At 35.8% G+C, this 17,655-nt stretch carries 19 protein-coding genes and 1 tRNA gene; 7 read left to right on the top strand and 13 right to left on the bottom strand.

Annotated features, from left to right (window positions below):
* Positions 1–48: 48 nt before the first annotated feature.
* The 5 genes from tpiA to ZA07_RS13095 are packed head-to-tail and all read right to left on the bottom strand — an operon-like array spanning position 49 to position 3,999.
* Positions 49–798 (bottom strand): triose-phosphate isomerase, encoded by a 750-nt coding sequence (gene tpiA / locus ZA07_RS13115; protein WP_053972228.1) that lies wholly within the window; start codon positions 796–798, stop codon positions 49–51.
* Positions 795–1,289 (bottom strand): TlpA disulfide reductase family protein, encoded by a 495-nt coding sequence (locus tag ZA07_RS13110; protein WP_053972227.1) that lies wholly within the window; start codon positions 1,287–1,289, stop codon positions 795–797. The genes tpiA and ZA07_RS13110 overlap by 4 nt, the downstream gene beginning before the upstream one ends.
* Before the next feature lies 1 nt (position 1,290).
* Positions 1,291–2,367: an ABC transporter permease gene (locus ZA07_RS13105; RefSeq protein WP_053972226.1), complete on the bottom strand. Its 1,077-nt coding sequence runs from the start codon at positions 2,365–2,367 to the stop codon at positions 1,291–1,293.
* Complete coding sequence (locus ZA07_RS13100) at positions 2,368–3,462, bottom strand: BT_3928 family protein (RefSeq protein ID WP_053972225.1); 1,095 nt, start codon at positions 3,460–3,462, stop codon at positions 2,368–2,370.
* Between the two features lie 3 nt (positions 3,463–3,465).
* Entirely contained in the window at positions 3,466–3,999 is a 534-nt protein-coding gene (locus ZA07_RS13095) for a DUF1599 domain-containing protein (protein WP_053972224.1), read from the bottom strand.
* A 142-nt stretch (positions 4,000–4,141) separates the two neighbouring features.
* Between ZA07_RS13095 and folP the strand changes: the two genes are divergently transcribed.
* The 3 genes from folP to ZA07_RS13080 are packed head-to-tail and all read left to right on the top strand — an operon-like array spanning position 4,142 to position 6,570.
* Positions 4,142–4,969 (top strand): dihydropteroate synthase, encoded by an 828-nt coding sequence (folP, locus tag ZA07_RS13090; RefSeq protein ID WP_053972223.1) that lies wholly within the window; start codon positions 4,142–4,144, stop codon positions 4,967–4,969.
* 35 nt (positions 4,970–5,004) lie between these two features.
* Positions 5,005–5,790, top strand: a complete 786-nt coding sequence (gene cdaA / locus ZA07_RS13085) for a diadenylate cyclase CdaA (protein ID WP_053972222.1) — start codon at positions 5,005–5,007, stop codon at positions 5,788–5,790.
* Between the two features lie 6 nt (positions 5,791–5,796).
* A complete protein-coding gene (locus ZA07_RS13080; protein WP_053972221.1) occupies positions 5,797–6,570 on the top strand; it encodes a DUF3667 domain-containing protein in 774 nt (257 codons plus the stop codon).
* Here the strand turns inward: ZA07_RS13080 and ZA07_RS13075 are convergent.
* Both ZA07_RS13075 and truA read right to left on the bottom strand, forming a co-directional pair.
* On the bottom strand, positions 6,567–8,327 hold the full coding sequence (locus ZA07_RS13075) for an ABC transporter ATP-binding protein (RefSeq protein ID WP_053972220.1): 1,761 nt from the start codon (positions 8,325–8,327) through the stop codon (positions 6,567–6,569). The genes ZA07_RS13080 and ZA07_RS13075 overlap by 4 nt on opposite strands.
* Positions 8,320–9,066: a tRNA pseudouridine(38-40) synthase TruA gene (gene truA, locus ZA07_RS13070; RefSeq protein ID WP_053972219.1), complete on the bottom strand. Its 747-nt coding sequence runs from the start codon at positions 9,064–9,066 to the stop codon at positions 8,320–8,322. Before truA ends, ZA07_RS13075 begins: the two co-directional genes overlap by 8 nt.
* Before the next feature lie 74 nt (positions 9,067–9,140).
* Between truA and ZA07_RS13065 the strand changes: the two genes are divergently transcribed.
* Complete coding sequence (locus ZA07_RS13065) at positions 9,141–9,632, top strand: metallophosphoesterase (RefSeq protein WP_053972218.1); 492 nt, start codon at positions 9,141–9,143, stop codon at positions 9,630–9,632.
* 52 nt (positions 9,633–9,684) lie between these two features.
* Here the strand turns inward: ZA07_RS13065 and ZA07_RS13060 are convergent, their stop codons facing one another.
* A complete protein-coding gene (locus ZA07_RS13060; RefSeq protein ID WP_053972217.1) occupies positions 9,685–9,933 on the bottom strand; it encodes a hypothetical protein in 249 nt (82 codons plus the stop codon).
* 135 nt (positions 9,934–10,068) lie between these two features.
* Entirely contained in the window at positions 10,069–10,479 is a 411-nt protein-coding gene (locus tag ZA07_RS13055; protein WP_053972216.1) for a DUF4293 domain-containing protein, read from the bottom strand.
* A 201-nt stretch (positions 10,480–10,680) separates the two neighbouring features.
* On the opposite strand from ZA07_RS13055, the gene rho reads away from it, so the two are divergent.
* Positions 10,681–12,330, top strand: coding sequence for a transcription termination factor Rho (gene rho / locus ZA07_RS13050; protein WP_053972215.1), 1,650 nt, complete (start codon positions 10,681–10,683; stop codon positions 12,328–12,330).
* 158 nt (positions 12,331–12,488) lie between these two features.
* On the opposite strand, the gene rpsT is transcribed toward rho, so the two are convergent.
* The 3 genes from rpsT to proS all read right to left on the bottom strand — a co-directional run bounded on the left by rpsT (position 12,489) and on the right by proS (position 14,464).
* Positions 12,489–12,740: a 30S ribosomal protein S20 gene (gene rpsT, locus ZA07_RS13045; protein ID WP_053972214.1), complete on the bottom strand. Its 252-nt coding sequence runs from the start codon at positions 12,738–12,740 to the stop codon at positions 12,489–12,491.
* 32 nt (positions 12,741–12,772) lie between these two features.
* Positions 12,773–12,844 (bottom strand) — tRNA-Glu (locus ZA07_RS13040).
* A 141-nt stretch (positions 12,845–12,985) separates the two neighbouring features.
* Positions 12,986–14,464, bottom strand: coding sequence for a proline--tRNA ligase (gene proS / locus ZA07_RS13035; RefSeq protein ID WP_053972213.1), 1,479 nt, complete (start codon positions 14,462–14,464; stop codon positions 12,986–12,988).
* 101 nt (positions 14,465–14,565) lie between these two features.
* On the opposite strand from proS, the gene ZA07_RS13030 reads away from it, so the two are divergent.
* Together ZA07_RS13030 and ZA07_RS13025 are read left to right on the top strand one after the other, a co-directional pair.
* Positions 14,566–15,483, top strand: a complete 918-nt coding sequence (locus ZA07_RS13030) for a hypothetical protein (RefSeq protein ID WP_053972212.1) — start codon at positions 14,566–14,568, stop codon at positions 15,481–15,483.
* Between the two features lie 36 nt (positions 15,484–15,519).
* Positions 15,520–17,055, top strand: coding sequence for an OmpP1/FadL family transporter (locus ZA07_RS13025; RefSeq protein ID WP_053972211.1), 1,536 nt, complete (start codon positions 15,520–15,522; stop codon positions 17,053–17,055).
* Positions 17,056–17,413: 358 nt separating this feature from the next.
* Here ZA07_RS13025 and ZA07_RS13020 read toward each other — a convergent pair.
* On the bottom strand, positions 17,414–17,655 hold a 242-nt coding region (locus ZA07_RS13020), incomplete at its 5' end, for a T9SS type B sorting domain-containing protein (protein WP_053969865.1).

The raw sequence follows: 17,655 nt of genomic DNA, 5'->3' as shown, positions 1-17,655 counted from the left end.
GAAAGGTTGAATAAAAAAGGGGTGAAAATTTCACCCCTTTTGATCTATTTAAAATGCGTTTACAATCGCAAAGAAATCGTCTGCTTTTAAGGAGGCTCCTCCTATAAGACCTCCATCAACATCCGGTTTTGAAAAAATCTCTTTCGCATTATCAGGTTTAACACTACCTCCGTATAAAATGGAAACCGAATCTGCGACATCTTCTCCATACTTATCAGCCAAGGTCTTTCTGATAAAAGCATGCATATCTTGAGCTTGTTCTGGAGAAGCAGTTTCTCCTGTACCAATAGCCCAGACCGGCTCATAAGCTAAAACAATACTCTTAAAAACCTCTTTTGGTAAATGGAATAAGGCTTCTGAAATCTGGCTTTTTACTACATCTTCTTCTTTCCCCGATTTTCTATCACTTAATTCTTCACCAAAACAATAAATCACACTCATATCGTTATCCAAAGCAGCATCTACTTTCTTGGCCAACAATTCATTCGTCTCATTAAAATATGCTCTTCTTTCACTATGACCTAAAATAACCGTGGTTACCCCAATACTCTTTAGCATTTGCGCGCTTATTTCTCCCGTGTATGCTCCACTTTCTGCAAAGTGCATGTTTTGCGCGATTACCTCAATATCACTTTGACGCAATGATTCAAAAGCCATCCAAAGATTCGTAAAAGTTGGTGCAATCATTACCTCAGCAATGGAGGTGTTTTTTTGTTTTTTAAGGTCCGAAATCAAAGACTCGGTATGTGCCAAATCATTGTTCATTTTCCAGTTACCTGCAACAATTTTTTTTCTCATTTTAATACAGATTTTAAATTGGTATCATCAGCCTTAATGGCTTTGTAAATTTTGATGTTGCCTTTTTCATCAACAACCATATATCTTGGAATCCAATCCAGTTTCAAGAAAGTACCAAAATCTCCTTTCCAACCAGATTGCATAAAATAGTGCTCCCCTTTAACTTCATATTTGTCGATACCCTTTTCCCAACTCTCGATGGACTTATCCAAGGACAAGAACACAAAGTCTATTGCCTCATTTTCCTTTTGCAGTTCTTTTACTTTAGGCATGCCTTTAATACAATCACTGCACCAAGAAGCCCAAACTTCAATGAAGAGCATTTTTCCCTGATGTTTCTCAAGAATGGATTGAAAGCTAACAGAATCACCATCCAAAGTAATGAAAGTATCATTAAGGGCTTTTTCAGAAAAAACTGTTGGATTTTCCTGCGCCTGAGTTGTTATATACATTAGGGCAGCTACAAATAAAAGGGCTATTTTTTTAATCATGTTATTCTAATTTGACTTTAGGATCTAGGTAAACATAGATGATATCTACAAAAATATTGATAATAATAAACAAAAGCGCAATAATTAACACGGAACCCATTATAACCGGTAAATCTAGCGTGTTCAAAGCGTTGACGATTTCTTTTCCAAGACCATTCCAACCAAAAATATATTCAACAAAAACAGCTCCTGCCAGCATGGATGCAAACCATCCTGAAATAGCTGTCACCACAGGATTCAAAGCATTTTTGATTGCATGTCTCTTCACTATTTGAAATTCACTTAATCCCTTGGCTCTTGCCGTTCTGATATAATCTTGATTGAATACTTCCAACAACGAATTTCGCATTAATTGAATTACCACCGCCAAAGGCCGAATACCCAAAACTACGGCTGGAAGCAATAAGTTTTTCCAACGAATGTGTATGGATTCCCCAAAATCATCCAACTCAAATAAGCTACCTGTCATTTCCAAATGGGTATATTTATGCAACACAAATCCAAAAAACCAAGCAAAAAGAATAGCACTAAAAAAAGAAGGTATACTCATCCCAAAAGTGGAACCTATTTGAATGACCTTATCCAGCAATTTATCCTTAAATAGAGCCGAAACAATTCCCAAAACAACCCCAAGGAACATAGCCATCGTAATCGCTGAAACCGCTAAAACAAAAGTATTGGGAAGTGTTTCCGCCAATACGGAACTAACTTTTTTTCCTTGTTTTGTAAATGACTCTCTTAGGTAGGGAAATTTAACAACAATAGTAGAACTCCCAATTGAAAAAAGTTGAGAAGCCGTATATTTCCCTTTTTGTAAATAGGTATAATCGCCTTCATTTTTTGAATGAAAAGAAATGGGACTTAAATCATTCAAGTAATAAAAGTACTGAGTCAATAAGGGCTTATCAAAACCATATTTGGCCTTAACCATGGCCAACTGCTCACTATCTTCATTTTGACCCAACATCATTTGCGCTGGATCCCCTGGTAGCACATTAAAAAGAAAAAAGATGACCGTCACTACACCAAACATAGTGAGGAAGGCATAAAAAGCTTTATTTAAAAAATACTTGATCAATTACAACTTCAAATCTTCTACATCATTCCAATGAACTTTTTGGGTAATGGTTCCATTATTTAGAACCAAAATTCCCGGACTAGCCCTTACAATAGTTTTTAAAGCAGTTTCATCGCAGAAATAGAAATCAAAATCTAAACTGTAGTCTTTTTTTACCCTATTTTGGGTTTCTGGACCACTAGCTGTCATCCCTATCACTTTATAACCTTTAGCTTTTGCTTCCTTTTCCAAAGAACTTAATTTGCTCAAACCTTCAGCCTCTGCATTTTTCAAGTTGTAAGTCACAATCATAACCAGCTTGTCCTCATTCAACATATCCTCTGTATAGTCTTCTCCATCCCTTTCAATTGAAAAATCATGAATAGGCGGTTCGTATCCTGGAGTGACTTCCTCGGTATCCACACCAATAAACTCACCGTTAACCGTTGGATACTCCCCTCTGGTTGTAATGATTTTTTCCTCTCCATTTACTTTGAATTTCCAATGGTAATCATTGACCGCTTTTGGAGCCCCTTCAGGGACTATCATATTTTCGTTGATATTAGCACCCACTTTATATGGTCTAAAATCTTTTGAAGGCAAATGCATTAAAACGTGATATCCAAACCATAAACTACCTAAAAATCCAACCAGCGCAACAACAGTAACCACAAAGGTGCTAAATATGGGTTTGATATATTTTACCCCAATAAACAAAAATAGTATCATGACCAGTAAAGCCACATCCTTCCAAAAACTTTCCCAAGGAGTCAATTTTAAAGCATCACCAAAACATCCACAATCCTTTACCTTATTGAAATAGGCCGAATAAAAAGTAAGAAACGTGAAAAACACTATCATCCCCAGTAAGCTCCAAACTGTGAATTTGGGTTTATATCCAATAAGAAGAAAAACACCCAAAACAACTTCAAAAACAACCACGAACACCGAAATTAACAAAGCATAAGGCTCTAACGCCGGAAGGTTTAAAACTTGTTCACTAAAATACTCTTGTAACTTGTAGGAGAAACCTAAGGGGTCATTCAGTTTAATTAACCCTGAAATAATGAATAATACACCAACTAAGATTCGGAAAACAGTAACTAATATCTTCATAATTTAATTTAAATGGATTAAGGCAAAAACGGCATAGTTGATCATGTCTTGATAATTGGCATCAATTCCTTCACTCACTAAGGTCTTTCCTTGATTATCTTCAATTTGCTTGACCCTCAATAATTTTTGCAGAATCAAATCGGTTAAAGAACTTACACGCATATCCCTCCAGGCCTCACCATAATCATGATTTTTGTCCATCATTAAGTTCTTGGTCACTTCTACTTTTTCATCATATAGTTTGGTAGCTTCTTCCACGGATAAATCGGGTTGCTCAACCACACCTTTGTCCAATTGAATCAAAGCCATCACGCTGTAATTAATGATTCCAATAAACTCACTGACTTCGCCCTCGTTTACTTTCCTTACATCATTTTCTTGCAAGCCGCGAATTCTTTGGGCTTTAATAAAAATTTGATCAGTAAGGGAAGGTAATCTTAAAATCCTCCAGGCGCTTCCGTAGTCTTTCATTTTATTCACAAAGAGGTCCCGACATGTTTTAATAACATCGTCGTATTGTTTTGAGGTATCCTGCATAAATTGAAATGAATTTTGTGTAAATTTCGCTTAAATTGTTTAAAGTTTCAAGTAATCCAAGCCTAAAGTTGATACCTCTTTGCGATTCCATATTTTTGTTGCATCATTCAACCATTGCAATGTTATTTAGACTCTAATTATTATGACCATAAACTGTAAAGGCAACTTAATTGATCTTTCCATCCCTAAAGTGATGGGAATTTTAAACGTCACTCCTGATTCCTTTTTTGATGGTGGGAAATATAAATCTGAAAGTGACATTTTAAGCCAAGTTGAAGCAATGCTTGAGCAAGGTGCCACTTTTATCGATCTTGGAGCTTACAGCTCTCGTCCCAACGCGAATTTTGTTTCGGAAAGTGAAGAACTTCAAAAAAGCATTCCCATTGTTGAGTTATTGATAAAAGAATTCCCTCAAATTCTCATCTCAATTGACACCTTTAGAAGTAAAGTAGCCAAGAACTGCATTGAAGCAGGGGCAGCCGTAGTAAATGATATTTCAGCTGGTCATCTGGACGACCAAATGATAGAGGTGGTTGGAAAATTAAAAGTGCCATACATCATGATGCACATGAGGGGAACACCCCAAACGATGCAGCAAATGACTTCCTATGACGATTTATTGAAAGAAATGATCTATTACTTTTCTGAAAGAATCCAATTGGCAAAATCCAAAGGTATTGTTGATATGATTATAGACCCAGGGTTTGGATTTGCAAAGAGCACCAAACAAAATTTTGAATTGCTGAACAAATTAGAATTATTGAATATCATCGATAAGCCTTTACTAGTGGGAGCATCTAGAAAATCCATGATATACAAAACTTTAGAGACCACCGCAGATCAAGCATTAAATGGAACCACCAGCATTAATACCATCAGCCTTTTAAAAGGGACAAAAATATTGAGAGTTCATGATGTAAAAGAAGCTATAGAGACTGTGAAATTATTTAATGAAATGATTTCAAACTAATTGGAAATTTTTATTTTTACCTAAACGCCTTTCACTTGGAAATCTTTAATGAGCTTTTAAAATTCACGGTTGTCGACATCATTGATGTCATACTGGTCGCCTTCCTACTCTATTACATATACAAGCTTCTTAAAGGCACTGTAGCCATCAATATTTTCATAGGTATTGTAATCATATATTTTATCTTCTTAATTACAGATGCGCTTCAAATGAAAATGCTTAGTAAAATATTGGGCGGATTCATGAGTGTGGGTATTATTGCGTTAATCGTGGTTTTCCAACCAGAAATCAGGAAATTTTTATTGATGATTGGATCTACTAATTTCAGAAAAGGCGGGAACTTTTTCAAGCAATTCAATTTTTTGAAAACAGAACAAGTTTTAGATATGGATGTGGATTCCATAATCTCTGCTTGTAACAAAATGGCAACCACAAAAACCGGAGCTTTAATTGTTTTAGAACGAAACAACAACTTAGATTTCCTCTGTAAAACGGGAGACGACATGAATATTAAAGTAACACAGGCCATTCTAGAAAGCATCTTTTTTAAAAACAGTCCGCTTCACGATGGCGCCGCAATAATTTCTGGAAATATCGTGAAAGCTACAAGGGTTATTCTTCCAGTAAACAATGAAAAAAGTCTACCAAATCGTTTCGGCCTAAGGCATAGAGCGGCAGTTGGTGTTACTGAAAAAACTGACGCCTTGGCCATAGTGGTAAGCGAAGAAACTGGACAAATCTCCTATTTCATGGATGGTGAATTTATCATGTTCAATGATACCCAAGAATTGATTGATATGATTAAAAAAGATCTGTCCTAGGAGCGTATGACTTGTAAAAATTGTGAATCCCATCTTGAAGAAACCGACAACTTTTGTAGGAACTGCGGTGCTCAAATCATCAGAAATAGGCTGACCATTGGAAACATTTTCAACTACATTGGTGAACAATATTTCAATATAGACAATAGATTTCTTCAAACCTTCATCACCTTGTTTACCAAGCCCGAAGAGGTTATTGAAAGCTACATTAATGGAACAAGAAAAAAATATGCAGATGCGATTAGTTACTTTGCGGTTGCTGTTACCATGGCCGGTTTGCAACTTTTTGTAATCAACAAATTCTTCCCAGATGCCATGGATTTTTCTAAGATGAATAAAGATGGTAATCAGTTTACTATTGATATGCAAAATGACATTCAAAATTGGACAAGTGAATATCATACCATCATTATGATGTTTTACATTCCCCTTTATGCACTTTTCTCAAAATTGATTTTTATAAATATTAAGAAATTTAATTATACAGAGCACTTGGTGATCTTCATGTATATCCAATCTCAATATTCTATATTCTCCTTTTTCTATACCATAATACTTCTAGCTTTAGATTTACCGTTCACTATTGTCGGCTTCTCTCTTATGCCCCTTCTCATTCTCTATTCGGCATATTGCTTGAAGCGGCTTCACAGCTTAAGTTTGGCTGGAATTATTCTTAAAACCATAATTTTCAGCATAACCTTCTTCATTTTATTTGTTCTGGCTTCTCTTGCTGTAGCTGCCGTTTACATTTTAATCAATGGTGTTCCTGACACTCTTTAAGCAGTTTCCTTTTGCAAAAATTGAACTTCATAAAGATTCTTGTAGTATCCGTTTTCTTTTTTAAGAAGTTCTTTGTGTGTCCCCTGCTCCACAATTTGACCAGAATCCATAACAATAATTTTGTCAGCCTTTTTAACGGTAGCCAATCTATGGGCAATAATGATAGATGTTCTTCCTTGGGTGATTTTCTCTGTAGCCGTTTGAATTAATTTTTCTGAATAGGAATCCACCGATGAAGTTGCTTCATCCAGCACCAAAATACTCGGATTGGTTACATAAGCCCTTAAAAAAGAAATGAGCTGCCTCTGTCCAGATGACAACATAACTCCGCGCTCTTTTACGTTGTAAAAATAACCATTTGGCAAACTCATGATAAAGTCATGAATCCCTATATCCTTAGCTGCTTGTTGCACATCCTCTAGTGTAATTTCCGGATGATTTAAAGTAATATTACTGAAAATGGTGTCAGCAAATAAAAACACATCTTGCAGCACAACTGCTATTTGAGTCCTTAAAGAAGCTAGTGTAATGTCTTTAATATTTGTGTTATCCACTAAAATGGTTCCGTCAGTAATATCATAAAAGCGATTCAACAGATTAATGATAGTCGATTTACCAGCTCCAGTCGCCCCTACTATGGCCACAGTTTCTCCTGCCTTTACATCAAAGGAAATACCTTTTAAAACTTCTTCATCTGCTACATAGCTAAATCTAACCTTATCAAAATTGAGATCACCTTTCAAGGCATCAATTTCCGTGGTTCCAGAATCATCAATCTGCGAGGTGGTATCCAAAACCTTAAAGACTCTGTTAGCGGCTACCATTCCCATTTGTAGGGTGTTGAAATTATCGGCAATTTGTCTTAATGGTCTAAACAACATGGGAATCATCATAATAAAGGCCGTTAAATCTCCCAAAGACGTACTTTGGTCCAAAACAGCATTGTTCCCTCCGTACCATACTACCAATCCAATAGTTATAGAAGAGGACAATTCTGCAATGGGGAAAAATATCGAATTATACCAAACGGTTTTTAACCATGCTTTTTTATGGCGTTCATTGATTTCTTTGAATTTTCTATATTCTGTATCTTCTCTTGTAAAAAGTTGAAGGATTTTCATCCCCGTTAAACGTTCCTGAACAAACGAATTAAGATTGGAAACCTCGGTTCTCACCTCTTCAAATGCCAATTTCATATACTTTTGAAAGACACGAGTAGCATACAACACCAACGGCAGCATCAGAAATACGATAAGACTTAATTCCCAATCCATAAAAACCATCACTATAGACACGACTATCATGGTTAAGAAATCCCTAAAAATCATAAAAAGACCTTCACCAAACACATCGGCTATACGTTCCATATCCGTTACGGCTCTTGTAATCAAAACCCCTACCGATGAATTATCAAAGTATTTCATTCGGAAGCGGATCATGTGATTGAAAAGCTTAACCCGAATATCCCTAACCACATTTTGCCCTAAAAAGCCCGAGTAAAAAATAAATAAGTACTGACACAAGACTTCACCAATCAACATAGCTCCCATAATTAATATATAGGGCATGAAGCCTTCCAAAGTTCTAGTTGCAATGTTGTTGTCAATAGCCAGCTGAAGAATTTTAGGTCTAGCAGCGGTAAATCCAGCTAATAAAACAACGGCTACCAACACACCATAAAAAACCCTTTTATATGGCTTGATGTATGTAAATAATCTTTTTAAAAGATTGATATCGTAAACTTTGGTACTACTCATTAAAAATATCTTGTGGGTAACAAATTTCCTTTAAATATAAACCGTGAGCTGGTACAGAATAACCTGCCTGCCCTCTATCTTTTGACCTAATAATATCATGTACAGAAGCCACTGGTATTTTCCCTAAACCAACATTCAATAGTGTTCCTACAATGGCCCTCACCATATTTCTTAAAAACCGATCTGCCTTGATATAAAAATGCCATTCCTTATCGACGACCGTCCAATGCGCCTCCATAATATCACACAAATAGGTTTTCACATCGGTATTGCTTTTAGAAAAACACTGAAAATCCTCATATTCAAAAAGGATTTTTGTCGCTTCCTGCATTGCCTCCAAGTTCAATTTTGTTTTTAAAAAATAGGCACTGTCAAAATTAAAGGGATTTTTCTCAATAGCTAACCTATAAACATAAGACCTACTTGTAGCGTCAAATCTTGCATGAGCTTCAGAACTCACTTGAGTGATTCCGTAGATAGCAATATCCTTGGGCAAAAACGAATTTAACTTATAAATCAAATCATCGCTATCCAAAGAGCTTTCATAATCAAAATGGGCATACATTTGTAAGGCGTGAACACCCGCATCGGTTCTTCCGGCACCAACAATTTCAATGGATTCTCCCAATAATTTTGATAAGGCATCTTCCAAAACTTCTTGCACTGAAATGGCATCTGGCTGGTTTTGCCAACCATGATATGCCTTACCATTATAAGAGAGTTCAATAAAATATCTCAAGGATTGATTAATTTTGTAAGTTGAAGATACAAAGATACACAGTTTTAAGAGTTTCCTTTTTAGATTAACATTAAATGAAGAAAATCCTCCTACTCTCTGATTCACACAACTATATAGATGATGACATCATAAAATATGTCAAACAGGCGGATGAAGTATGGCATGCTGGAGATATTGGAGCTCTCTCTGTAACCGACGAAATCAAAAAATGGAAACCTCTCAAAGCAGTTCATGGCAATATAGATGACAACAAGGTTAGACAGGAGTTTCCTGAGAACTTAAGATTCTTCTGTGAAGAAGTCGATGTGTGGATTACCCATATAGGCGGTTACCCTCCTAAATACAATCCTCGAGTCAAACCAGAAATTTACACCCATCCTCCCAAAATTTTTATCTGCGGACATTCACATATTTTAAAAGTCATGCCCGATAAAAAACTAAACCTCATTCATATGAATCCAGGGGCAGTAGGCAAACATGGATTTCATAAAGTAAGAACCATGTTAAGGTTTACCATTGATGGAAAAAAAATTGATAATTTGGAAGTGATTGAGTTTAAGAAATAGCCCAAAATAAATGTTTATGTATGGGCTACTATCATTTTAAGGTATTTAAATTTTATAGGGAATAATAACCGTAAATTAAAAAGCTTAACACAAAGGCTATCACTAATCCCATTTTCTTAATTTTTAAAATGTTTACTGTTTTATCTCTAAAAACAAAAAACATTGCGATCAGGGAAATAACATTAATAGCAATCAAAATATAAAAATCTACCTGCTCATTAAATAAATCCAATTGTTTGGTAACAATCAAATACAAAACGATCAATACAATGGGTAGGTTTTTAAGTAGTTTAAAAGACATAGACTATTGAAGGAAAGGATTAAAGTAATTGGATAAATTATATTAGGAACCAAGGTAGGAAATCTAAATTATAAACATAAAAAACCCAGACAAAAATCTGGGTTTTAACGCACTAATACTACTAAGATGTTAGGTTTACCGTAATCTATCTACTGATTTTACAAGATCTTCATCCTTTTTAATGGCTTTATTGGCTAAAGCCAGTAATACGATAGAAACAATAGGAAGAAAAATCCCAATACCTTTCTCTGAAACAACTGTTTCTCCAGATAAATTTAGAGATCGATACACGAAAAATCCTAGTAAAATAAAGTTTAATATGATGTTAAGTCTGCCCATTACGAACTGAGACTTTCTATTTTTAAAATTAAATATCGAAATCAATGATAACAAGGTGGAACCAAAAAACAATCCCAAAAACAACAATTCATCCTTAGCAAAAACAATTGCTTCCTCATTGGTCACCCATAAGTGGAAAACAAAAATCAATCCACCAGTAACGATAGCCGATAAAAGAAGGTATAAAGTTTGAATGCGTTGTATCATCTAATTTTCTTAAACGAGGCCACAAAAATAGAAGATTATTTTTAGAAAATAAACCCAATTTGTAAAAATAATGTTGTATAATTGCAATACAAAGGGCAACATCCACAGTTGTACTGAATTAAATCTTCCGATTAAAAAAGTCATTTTTTTCAAAATCATTCTAATTCAAATTCAATCACGAATTTTCAATTCAACAATCTAATGTTTGAAATATCACAATTAAAAGAAAAAAAGCTTCCTGAATTACAGGAAATAGCACAAAAATTGAACGTTCCTAAATTTCGTTCACTCAAAAAATTGGATCTTGTTTACCAAATCTTAGACCATCAAGCATCCAACCCAAAGGCAGTACAAGAAGTAGTAAAAGAGGAAAAAAAAGAAGAATCCCAGCCACAAAAAAGGTCTAGAAAAAGAATTCAAAAGTCAGATAATGCTCCGCAAACTGACAACAAGCCACAGGCCACTAAAAAACCTGAAAGCAAACCAGCACAACAACAACAACAAAATAAAACTGAGGATCAAACGAAGCCGGCCAAACCGGCAGCTCAAGAAAAACCAAAACCTCGCGATAATTCCAATAAAGACCAGAACTCTAATAAAGATCAAAATAAAGGTCGCCAAAAGAATACCAATCATAAGAATCAAAATCAAAACCAAAATCAGAATCAGAATAAAGGAAACCAACCTAACGGCAACAAAGACAGTAGAAACCGTTACAGAGAGCCTGATTTTGAATTTGATGCCATTATTGAAAGTGAAGGTGTCCTAGACATCATGCAGGATGGTTATGGATTTTTAAGATCATCTGACTATAACTATTTATCATCTCCTGATGACATCTATGTATCCCAATCACAAATCAGGTTGTTTGGCCTTAAAAAAGGAGATACCGTTTTAGGAAACGTAAGACCTCCAAAAGAAGGAGAAAAATATTTCCCTTTAATCAAAGTAAATAAGATTAACGGTTTAGACCCTCAAGTGGTTAGAGATCGTGTTTCTTTTGAACACCTTACTCCACTTTTCCCTAAGGAAAAATTCAATTTAGCTGAAAGACAAAGTACAATTTCTACAAGAATCATGGATCTTTTCGCTCCTATTGGAAAAGGACAACGTGGAATGATTGTTTCCCAACCAAAGACAGGAAAAACCATGTTATTAAAGGATGTGGCTAATGCTATTGCTGCAAACCACCCTGAGGTTTACCAAATGATTTTGTTGATTGATGAAAGACCAGAAGAGGTAACCGACATGCAACGTAATGTGCGTGGTGAAGTTATTGCTTCTACTTTTGACAAGGAAGCCCATGAGCATGTGAAAATTGCCGATATCGTTTTGGAAAAAGCAAAAAGATTAGTTGAATGCGGACATGATGTGGTTATTTTATTAGATTCAATCACAAGATTGGCCAGAGCCTATAATACCGTTCAACCTGCCTCAGGAAAAATATTAAGTGGGGGTGTTGATGCCAACGCACTGCACAAACCAAAGCGTTTCTTTGGAGCGGCACGTAATATAGAAAATGGAGGATCTTTAACCATCATTGCAACTGCCCTTACTGAAACAGGTTCCAAAATGGACGAAGTCATCTTCGAAGAATTTAAAGGTACGGGTAACATGGAACTTCAATTGGATAGAAGAATTGCCAATAGAAGAATATTCCCTGCTATTGACCTAATCTCTTCCAGTACTCGTAGAGATGATTTATTACTCGATGAGACTACAGTACAACGCATGTGGATTATGAGAAAATATCTAGCAGATATGAACCCCGTAGAAGCCATGGAATTCATCAATGATAGATTTAAACAAACAAGAAACAATGAAGAGTTTTTAATATCCATGAATGGATAATCAAAACTTAATGATAAACAAAAAAAGCCTTGGAAAAATTTCCGAGGCTTTTTTTATTTCATCTTTAAACCACATTACGTTATTCTCGTAATGGTACAAAATAAAAAAGCTTCCCATAAGGAAGCTCTTTCATTATTATATAACCTTTAACCAAATAATTATAGAGCAGCTACATGCTTAGCCAAACTAGACTTAAGGTTAGCAGCCTTATTTGAATGAATAATATTCTTCTTAGCTAATTTATCTACCATAGATGCTACAGAAGGATATAAAGATTCTGCTTCTTTCTTATCAGTTAATTCACGTAACTTTTTAATAGCATTACGAGTTGTTTTGTGCTGGTATCTGTTAAGCACTCTCTTTGCTTCGTTACTTCTGATTCTCTTTAATGCTGACTTATGATTTGCCATTTTCTAACTTCTTTCCTTTTATAAAAAAATTGTAGCCCGTAGGGGAATCGAACCCCTCTTACCAGGATGAAAACCTGGCGTCCTAGCCGATAGACGAACGGGCCATTTTTTTGAGTGTGCAAATATAAAATAAAAATTTAAACTTGCAAAATTTTTCAAAAAACGTTCAATGTTTCCATTGCGGATGCAAAAATACAACTATTTTTAAATGTTGCAACACCTAATCTAATTTTTTTTAAAAAAATTTAATAGGCCTTTGCAAAAAGCACCCTCTTACTAGAAGGATTCCCTGTTAACACACAGTTTCCGGACTCCTCTTTAGCATCTACAGGGATACATCTAATGGTAGCTTTGGTCAATTCCTTGATTTTAGCCTCGGTCTCTGCTGTACCATCCCAATGGGCTGAAATAAAGCCTCCCTTAGTCTCTAATACTTCTTTAAACGCTTCAAATGAATCTACCTCGGTTATGTGATCATCTCTAAACTCCAGAGCTCTTTTATATAGACTCACCTGAATCTCTTCCATCAAGCCTTCTATTTTTCCTGTTAAAGTATCCAATGGAACAATTTCTTTGGTTAGAGTATCCCTTCTCGCCAATTCAACCGTTCGATTTTCCAAATCTTTTGGCCCAATGGCAATTCTAACTGGAACTCCTTGTAATTCGTGTTGAGCAAACTTAGCTCCTGGTCTTAAAGTATCTCTATCATCCAACTTGGCAGAAACTCCCTTTTCCTTTAATTCAGAAATTATGACTTGAGCTAATTCAGAAATTTCATCCAATTGCTCCATTGATTTGTAGATAGGAACAATAACCACTTGATCAGGCGCTAAATTTGGAGGCAAAACCAACCCATTGTCATCACTGTGGGTCATTATTAACGCACCCATTAATCGTGTAGAAACCCCCCATGAGGTAGCCCAAACATAATCTAAATTTCCTTCCTTATTAGCAAACTTCACATCAAATGCCTTTGCAAAATTCTGCCCCAAGAAATGAGATGTTCCTGCCTGCAATGCTTTACCGTCTTGCATTAATGCCTCTATACAATAAGTATCCACAGCACCAGCAAATCGTTCACTTTCTGTTTTCACACCTTTAATCACAGGTATAGCCATAAAGTTTTCTGCAAAACTAGCATACACATTGTTCATCAACTCCGTTTCCCTTACAGCTTCTTCCCTAGTGGCATGGGCCGTATGGCCTTCTTGCCATAAAAATTCTGCCGTTCTTAAAAATAGGCGTGTCCGCATCTCCCATCGTACCACATTGGCCCATTGATTGATTAAAATCGGTAAATCTCTATAAGATTGAATCCAACCTTTATAGGTGTTCCAAATAACCGCCTCACTGGTTGGCCTCACAACAAGCTCTTCTTCTAATTTTGCTTCTGGATCAACTCTTAGTTTTCCTGGTTTGTCGGGATCATTTTGAAGGCGATAATGTGTAACTACTGCACATTCTTTGGCAAATCCTTCTGCATTCTTTTCTTCTGCCTCAAATAAACTTTTTGGAACAAATAAGGGGAAATAGGCATTTTTATGTCCAGTTTCCTTAAACATTCGGTCTAATTCGGCTTGCATTTTCTCCCAAATGGCGTATCCATAAGGTTTGATAACCATGCAACCTCTAACTGCTGAATTTTCAGCTAAATCAGCCTTGACAACCAACTCGTTATACCACTTGGAATAATCCTCTGCTCTACTTGTAAGTTTTTTACTCATGTACAGTGTTTTGGCACAAATATTGTGCTTTTGTTAAATAAGGGAAATAGTTCGGCAAAACTAACTATTTTTGTTATGTTCAACAATAAAAATTAAGAGTTATGAGATTTATTTACAATATGATCAAAGTACCGGTAATGCCTGTTTTAGGAATTATGGTTCTTTTGACTTCTTGCGGGTCATCCCAATATGCAAATCAAAACAACGACGGTATTTATGGTTCAGGAAATAGTGTTGAATACCAAGAAGAATTAGCAGTTCAACCTGATAATTCTGCTTACTACCAAAATTTATTCAAAGAGAAATCCATGGATTATCAAATGCCAGCAGATCAGCAAGGGGAAGTTTTCACCGATATTGATTCTTACCAAGGCAATTATGATGACCAATACTATGCTGAAGATGGCTATACAGGATACGCCGGTTGGGGCCAATCATCAAGTAATATCTCTGTAAACGTTTACAATGACAGTTGGTGGTGGGGCAACCCATATTGGTCTTTAGGATGGGGCTATGCCAACCCTTACTGGGGTTGGGGATATGGCTGGGGCTGGGGAGCTGGCTACTGGGGTGGTTATTGGGGCGGCTACTGGGGCTGGGGCTCTGGATGGTATGGTTCTGGTTATTATTACCCTTATTATAACAACCCCTACTATTATAATAGAGTTTCTACAAGAAGAGGTTACTCAAGATATGCCTACGCTGATAGAGGTTTTAACTCTCGAAATTCTGCAGTTACTAGAAGATCTAGCAGCCAGATGAGAAACAGAAGTAATTTAAATACGAGATCCAACAATTCGGTAAGAACAATGAGATCTACCAGAAATACTACTGTGCGACCTCAAACTAATATAAGAAATAATAATTCTACAAGAAGCACTAGGACGACGAGATCTTATAACAATAGATCAACCTCACCTTCTAGAAGTTATTCTACACCAAGTAGAAGCTCTAGCGGTGGCGGAATGAGATCTGGCGGCGGAGGATCTAGATCAAGTGGAGGCGGTGGTCGACGCTAGTCCTAACTAATTACTTATCTGAAAAGAAAAATATTTATGAAAAAAATTGCCCTTTTGACCCTTTTAATGGGAATGACACAATTTGGTTTTTCCCAAGACATTACAGATGCTGTGAGATATTCAGAAGACAATATCCAAGGTACCGCTCGATTTAGAGCTTTAAGTGGTGCTTTTGGAGCTTTAGGCGGTGACATGAGCGCTGTAAGTATCAACCCCGCTGGTTCGTCTATTTTTAACGATAGCCATATCTCTATTTCTACAGCTATTAACATCAAAAATAACGATGTTCAATATTACAACGGATTTAATAACTCTAAAAAAACGAACTTTGACCTTAATCAAACCGGTGCTGCCTTTGTTTTTTATAATAGAAATCCAGATTCTAAATGGAAGAAATTTGCTTTTGGAGCCTCTTATGATAAGGTAGAAGATTACGACAACAATTGGTTGGCAAGAGGAACCAGTAATTCCTCCATCGATAACTACTTCCTTTCTATTACTCAAAACCAAGCAATTCCATTCGGTGTTTTAAAATTGCAACCTGGAGAATATATTGAAGATGCCTATGCAAATATTGGAGCCAATCCTAATTACGGTTATTCAGTCCAACAAGTCTTTTTAGGGTATTGGGCCGGAATTATTGATCCTGTCAATTTAAATGACCAGACCAATGACGAAGAAACCAATTATCTGTCTAATATAGCTCCGGCGGATTCTTTTAATCAAAGTTACATTTATAATTCTACAGGATATAATGGGAAATTCTCTCTTAATTTCTCTTCACAATTTACTGATAGGATTTATTTTGGTATAAACCTGAATTCCCATTTCATTAACTATGATAAAATCACTCAATATTATGAATCGAATTCTCACCCAGACGCGTTAGTCAATAATGTATATTTTGAAAATATTCTATCTACCTACGGTTCTGGTTTTTCGTTTCAATTAGGATCTATTGTAAAAGTCACCCAAAGTTTAAGAGTTGGATTAACCTATTACTCTCCTACTTGGTATCGTATTGAAGAAGAAAGCAGCCAAAATATAGATTCAAATTATGCTGATCCTGAAATAGGATACATCGGTGATATTATAAATGTGTACCCAGCATACAATCTAAAATCACCTGGGAAATTTACTGGAAGTTTAGCTTATGTTTTCGGAAAATATGGTCTCATTAGTTTTGACTATTCTTTAAGAGATTACAGCAGCACTAAATTTAAACCATCTTCAGACCCCCATTTTTCAGAGCAAAATAGTATTATAAACAATCTTCTTACTACCGCATCAACTTATAAGATTGGAGGTGAATTAAGATTAAATCAATTGAGTATAAGAGGTGGTTATCGATTTGAAGAAAGCCCATACAAGGATAGCTTCTATCAAAGTGATTTGAATGGTTACTCTGTTGGTCTTGGATATTCCTTTGGTAATTTCAATATGGATTTAACCTTTGATCAGGCACAACGAGATTCCAATTACCGCTTATATAGCAATCCAGGCTTTTCAAATAGAGCTTTTATTGATAACAAGCAATCCAACATTACTTTTACCGTTGGTTTCAATCTATAACAACTTTCCACAATTGGATCAAGTCAAAAAAAGAAAACCAGAGAATATATTTTCTGGTTTTCTTTTTTTATAATGACTTAGTCTCACTGATTCATCTTTTCATCATATTAGACAGTCCCAATTTTAATGTTAGACTTATTCTGGAGCTTAAGGGAACTGCAACTAAGAAACTATAAATCCCAAAACCCAATTCTCGTTAGATTCCAGCTGATTAATTAAAATCAATGTCGATGCCAATTCCATATTATAAAAGGAAGCCATTCAATAAAATCATTCAACCAAAACTAAAATAAAAAAGCCCCTGATTTCTCAGGAGCTTTTTAGGTTTATAATGAAGTTAGTTTAAGAGTTTCCTTTATTAACGCTTGAGGGTAAAATGTTCCTTTAGGATCTTTGTTTCCCCGTTGCTTTCTCCCGGTTCGGTGTACTCGACCGTGAACCAGTAGTCGCTCGATGGCATCAGCTCCCCGTTGTAGGTACCGTCCCATCCCTCGCCAGTGGGGCTCAATTGCTTGAGCAGCTTTCCATAGCGGTCAAATATATAAATTTTAGCGTTAACTTGGGTGTTAATATTGTAAATCTGCCAAGTGTCGTTGTCCC

The sequence above is a fragment of the Mangrovimonas sp. ST2L15 genome (assembly GCF_001280515.1).
Lineage (GTDB): Bacteria > Bacteroidota > Bacteroidia > Flavobacteriales > Flavobacteriaceae > Mangrovimonas > Mangrovimonas futianensis.
Note: the sequence above shows the minus strand (reverse complement) of the source record. Positions and strands in the feature narration are given on the sequence as shown.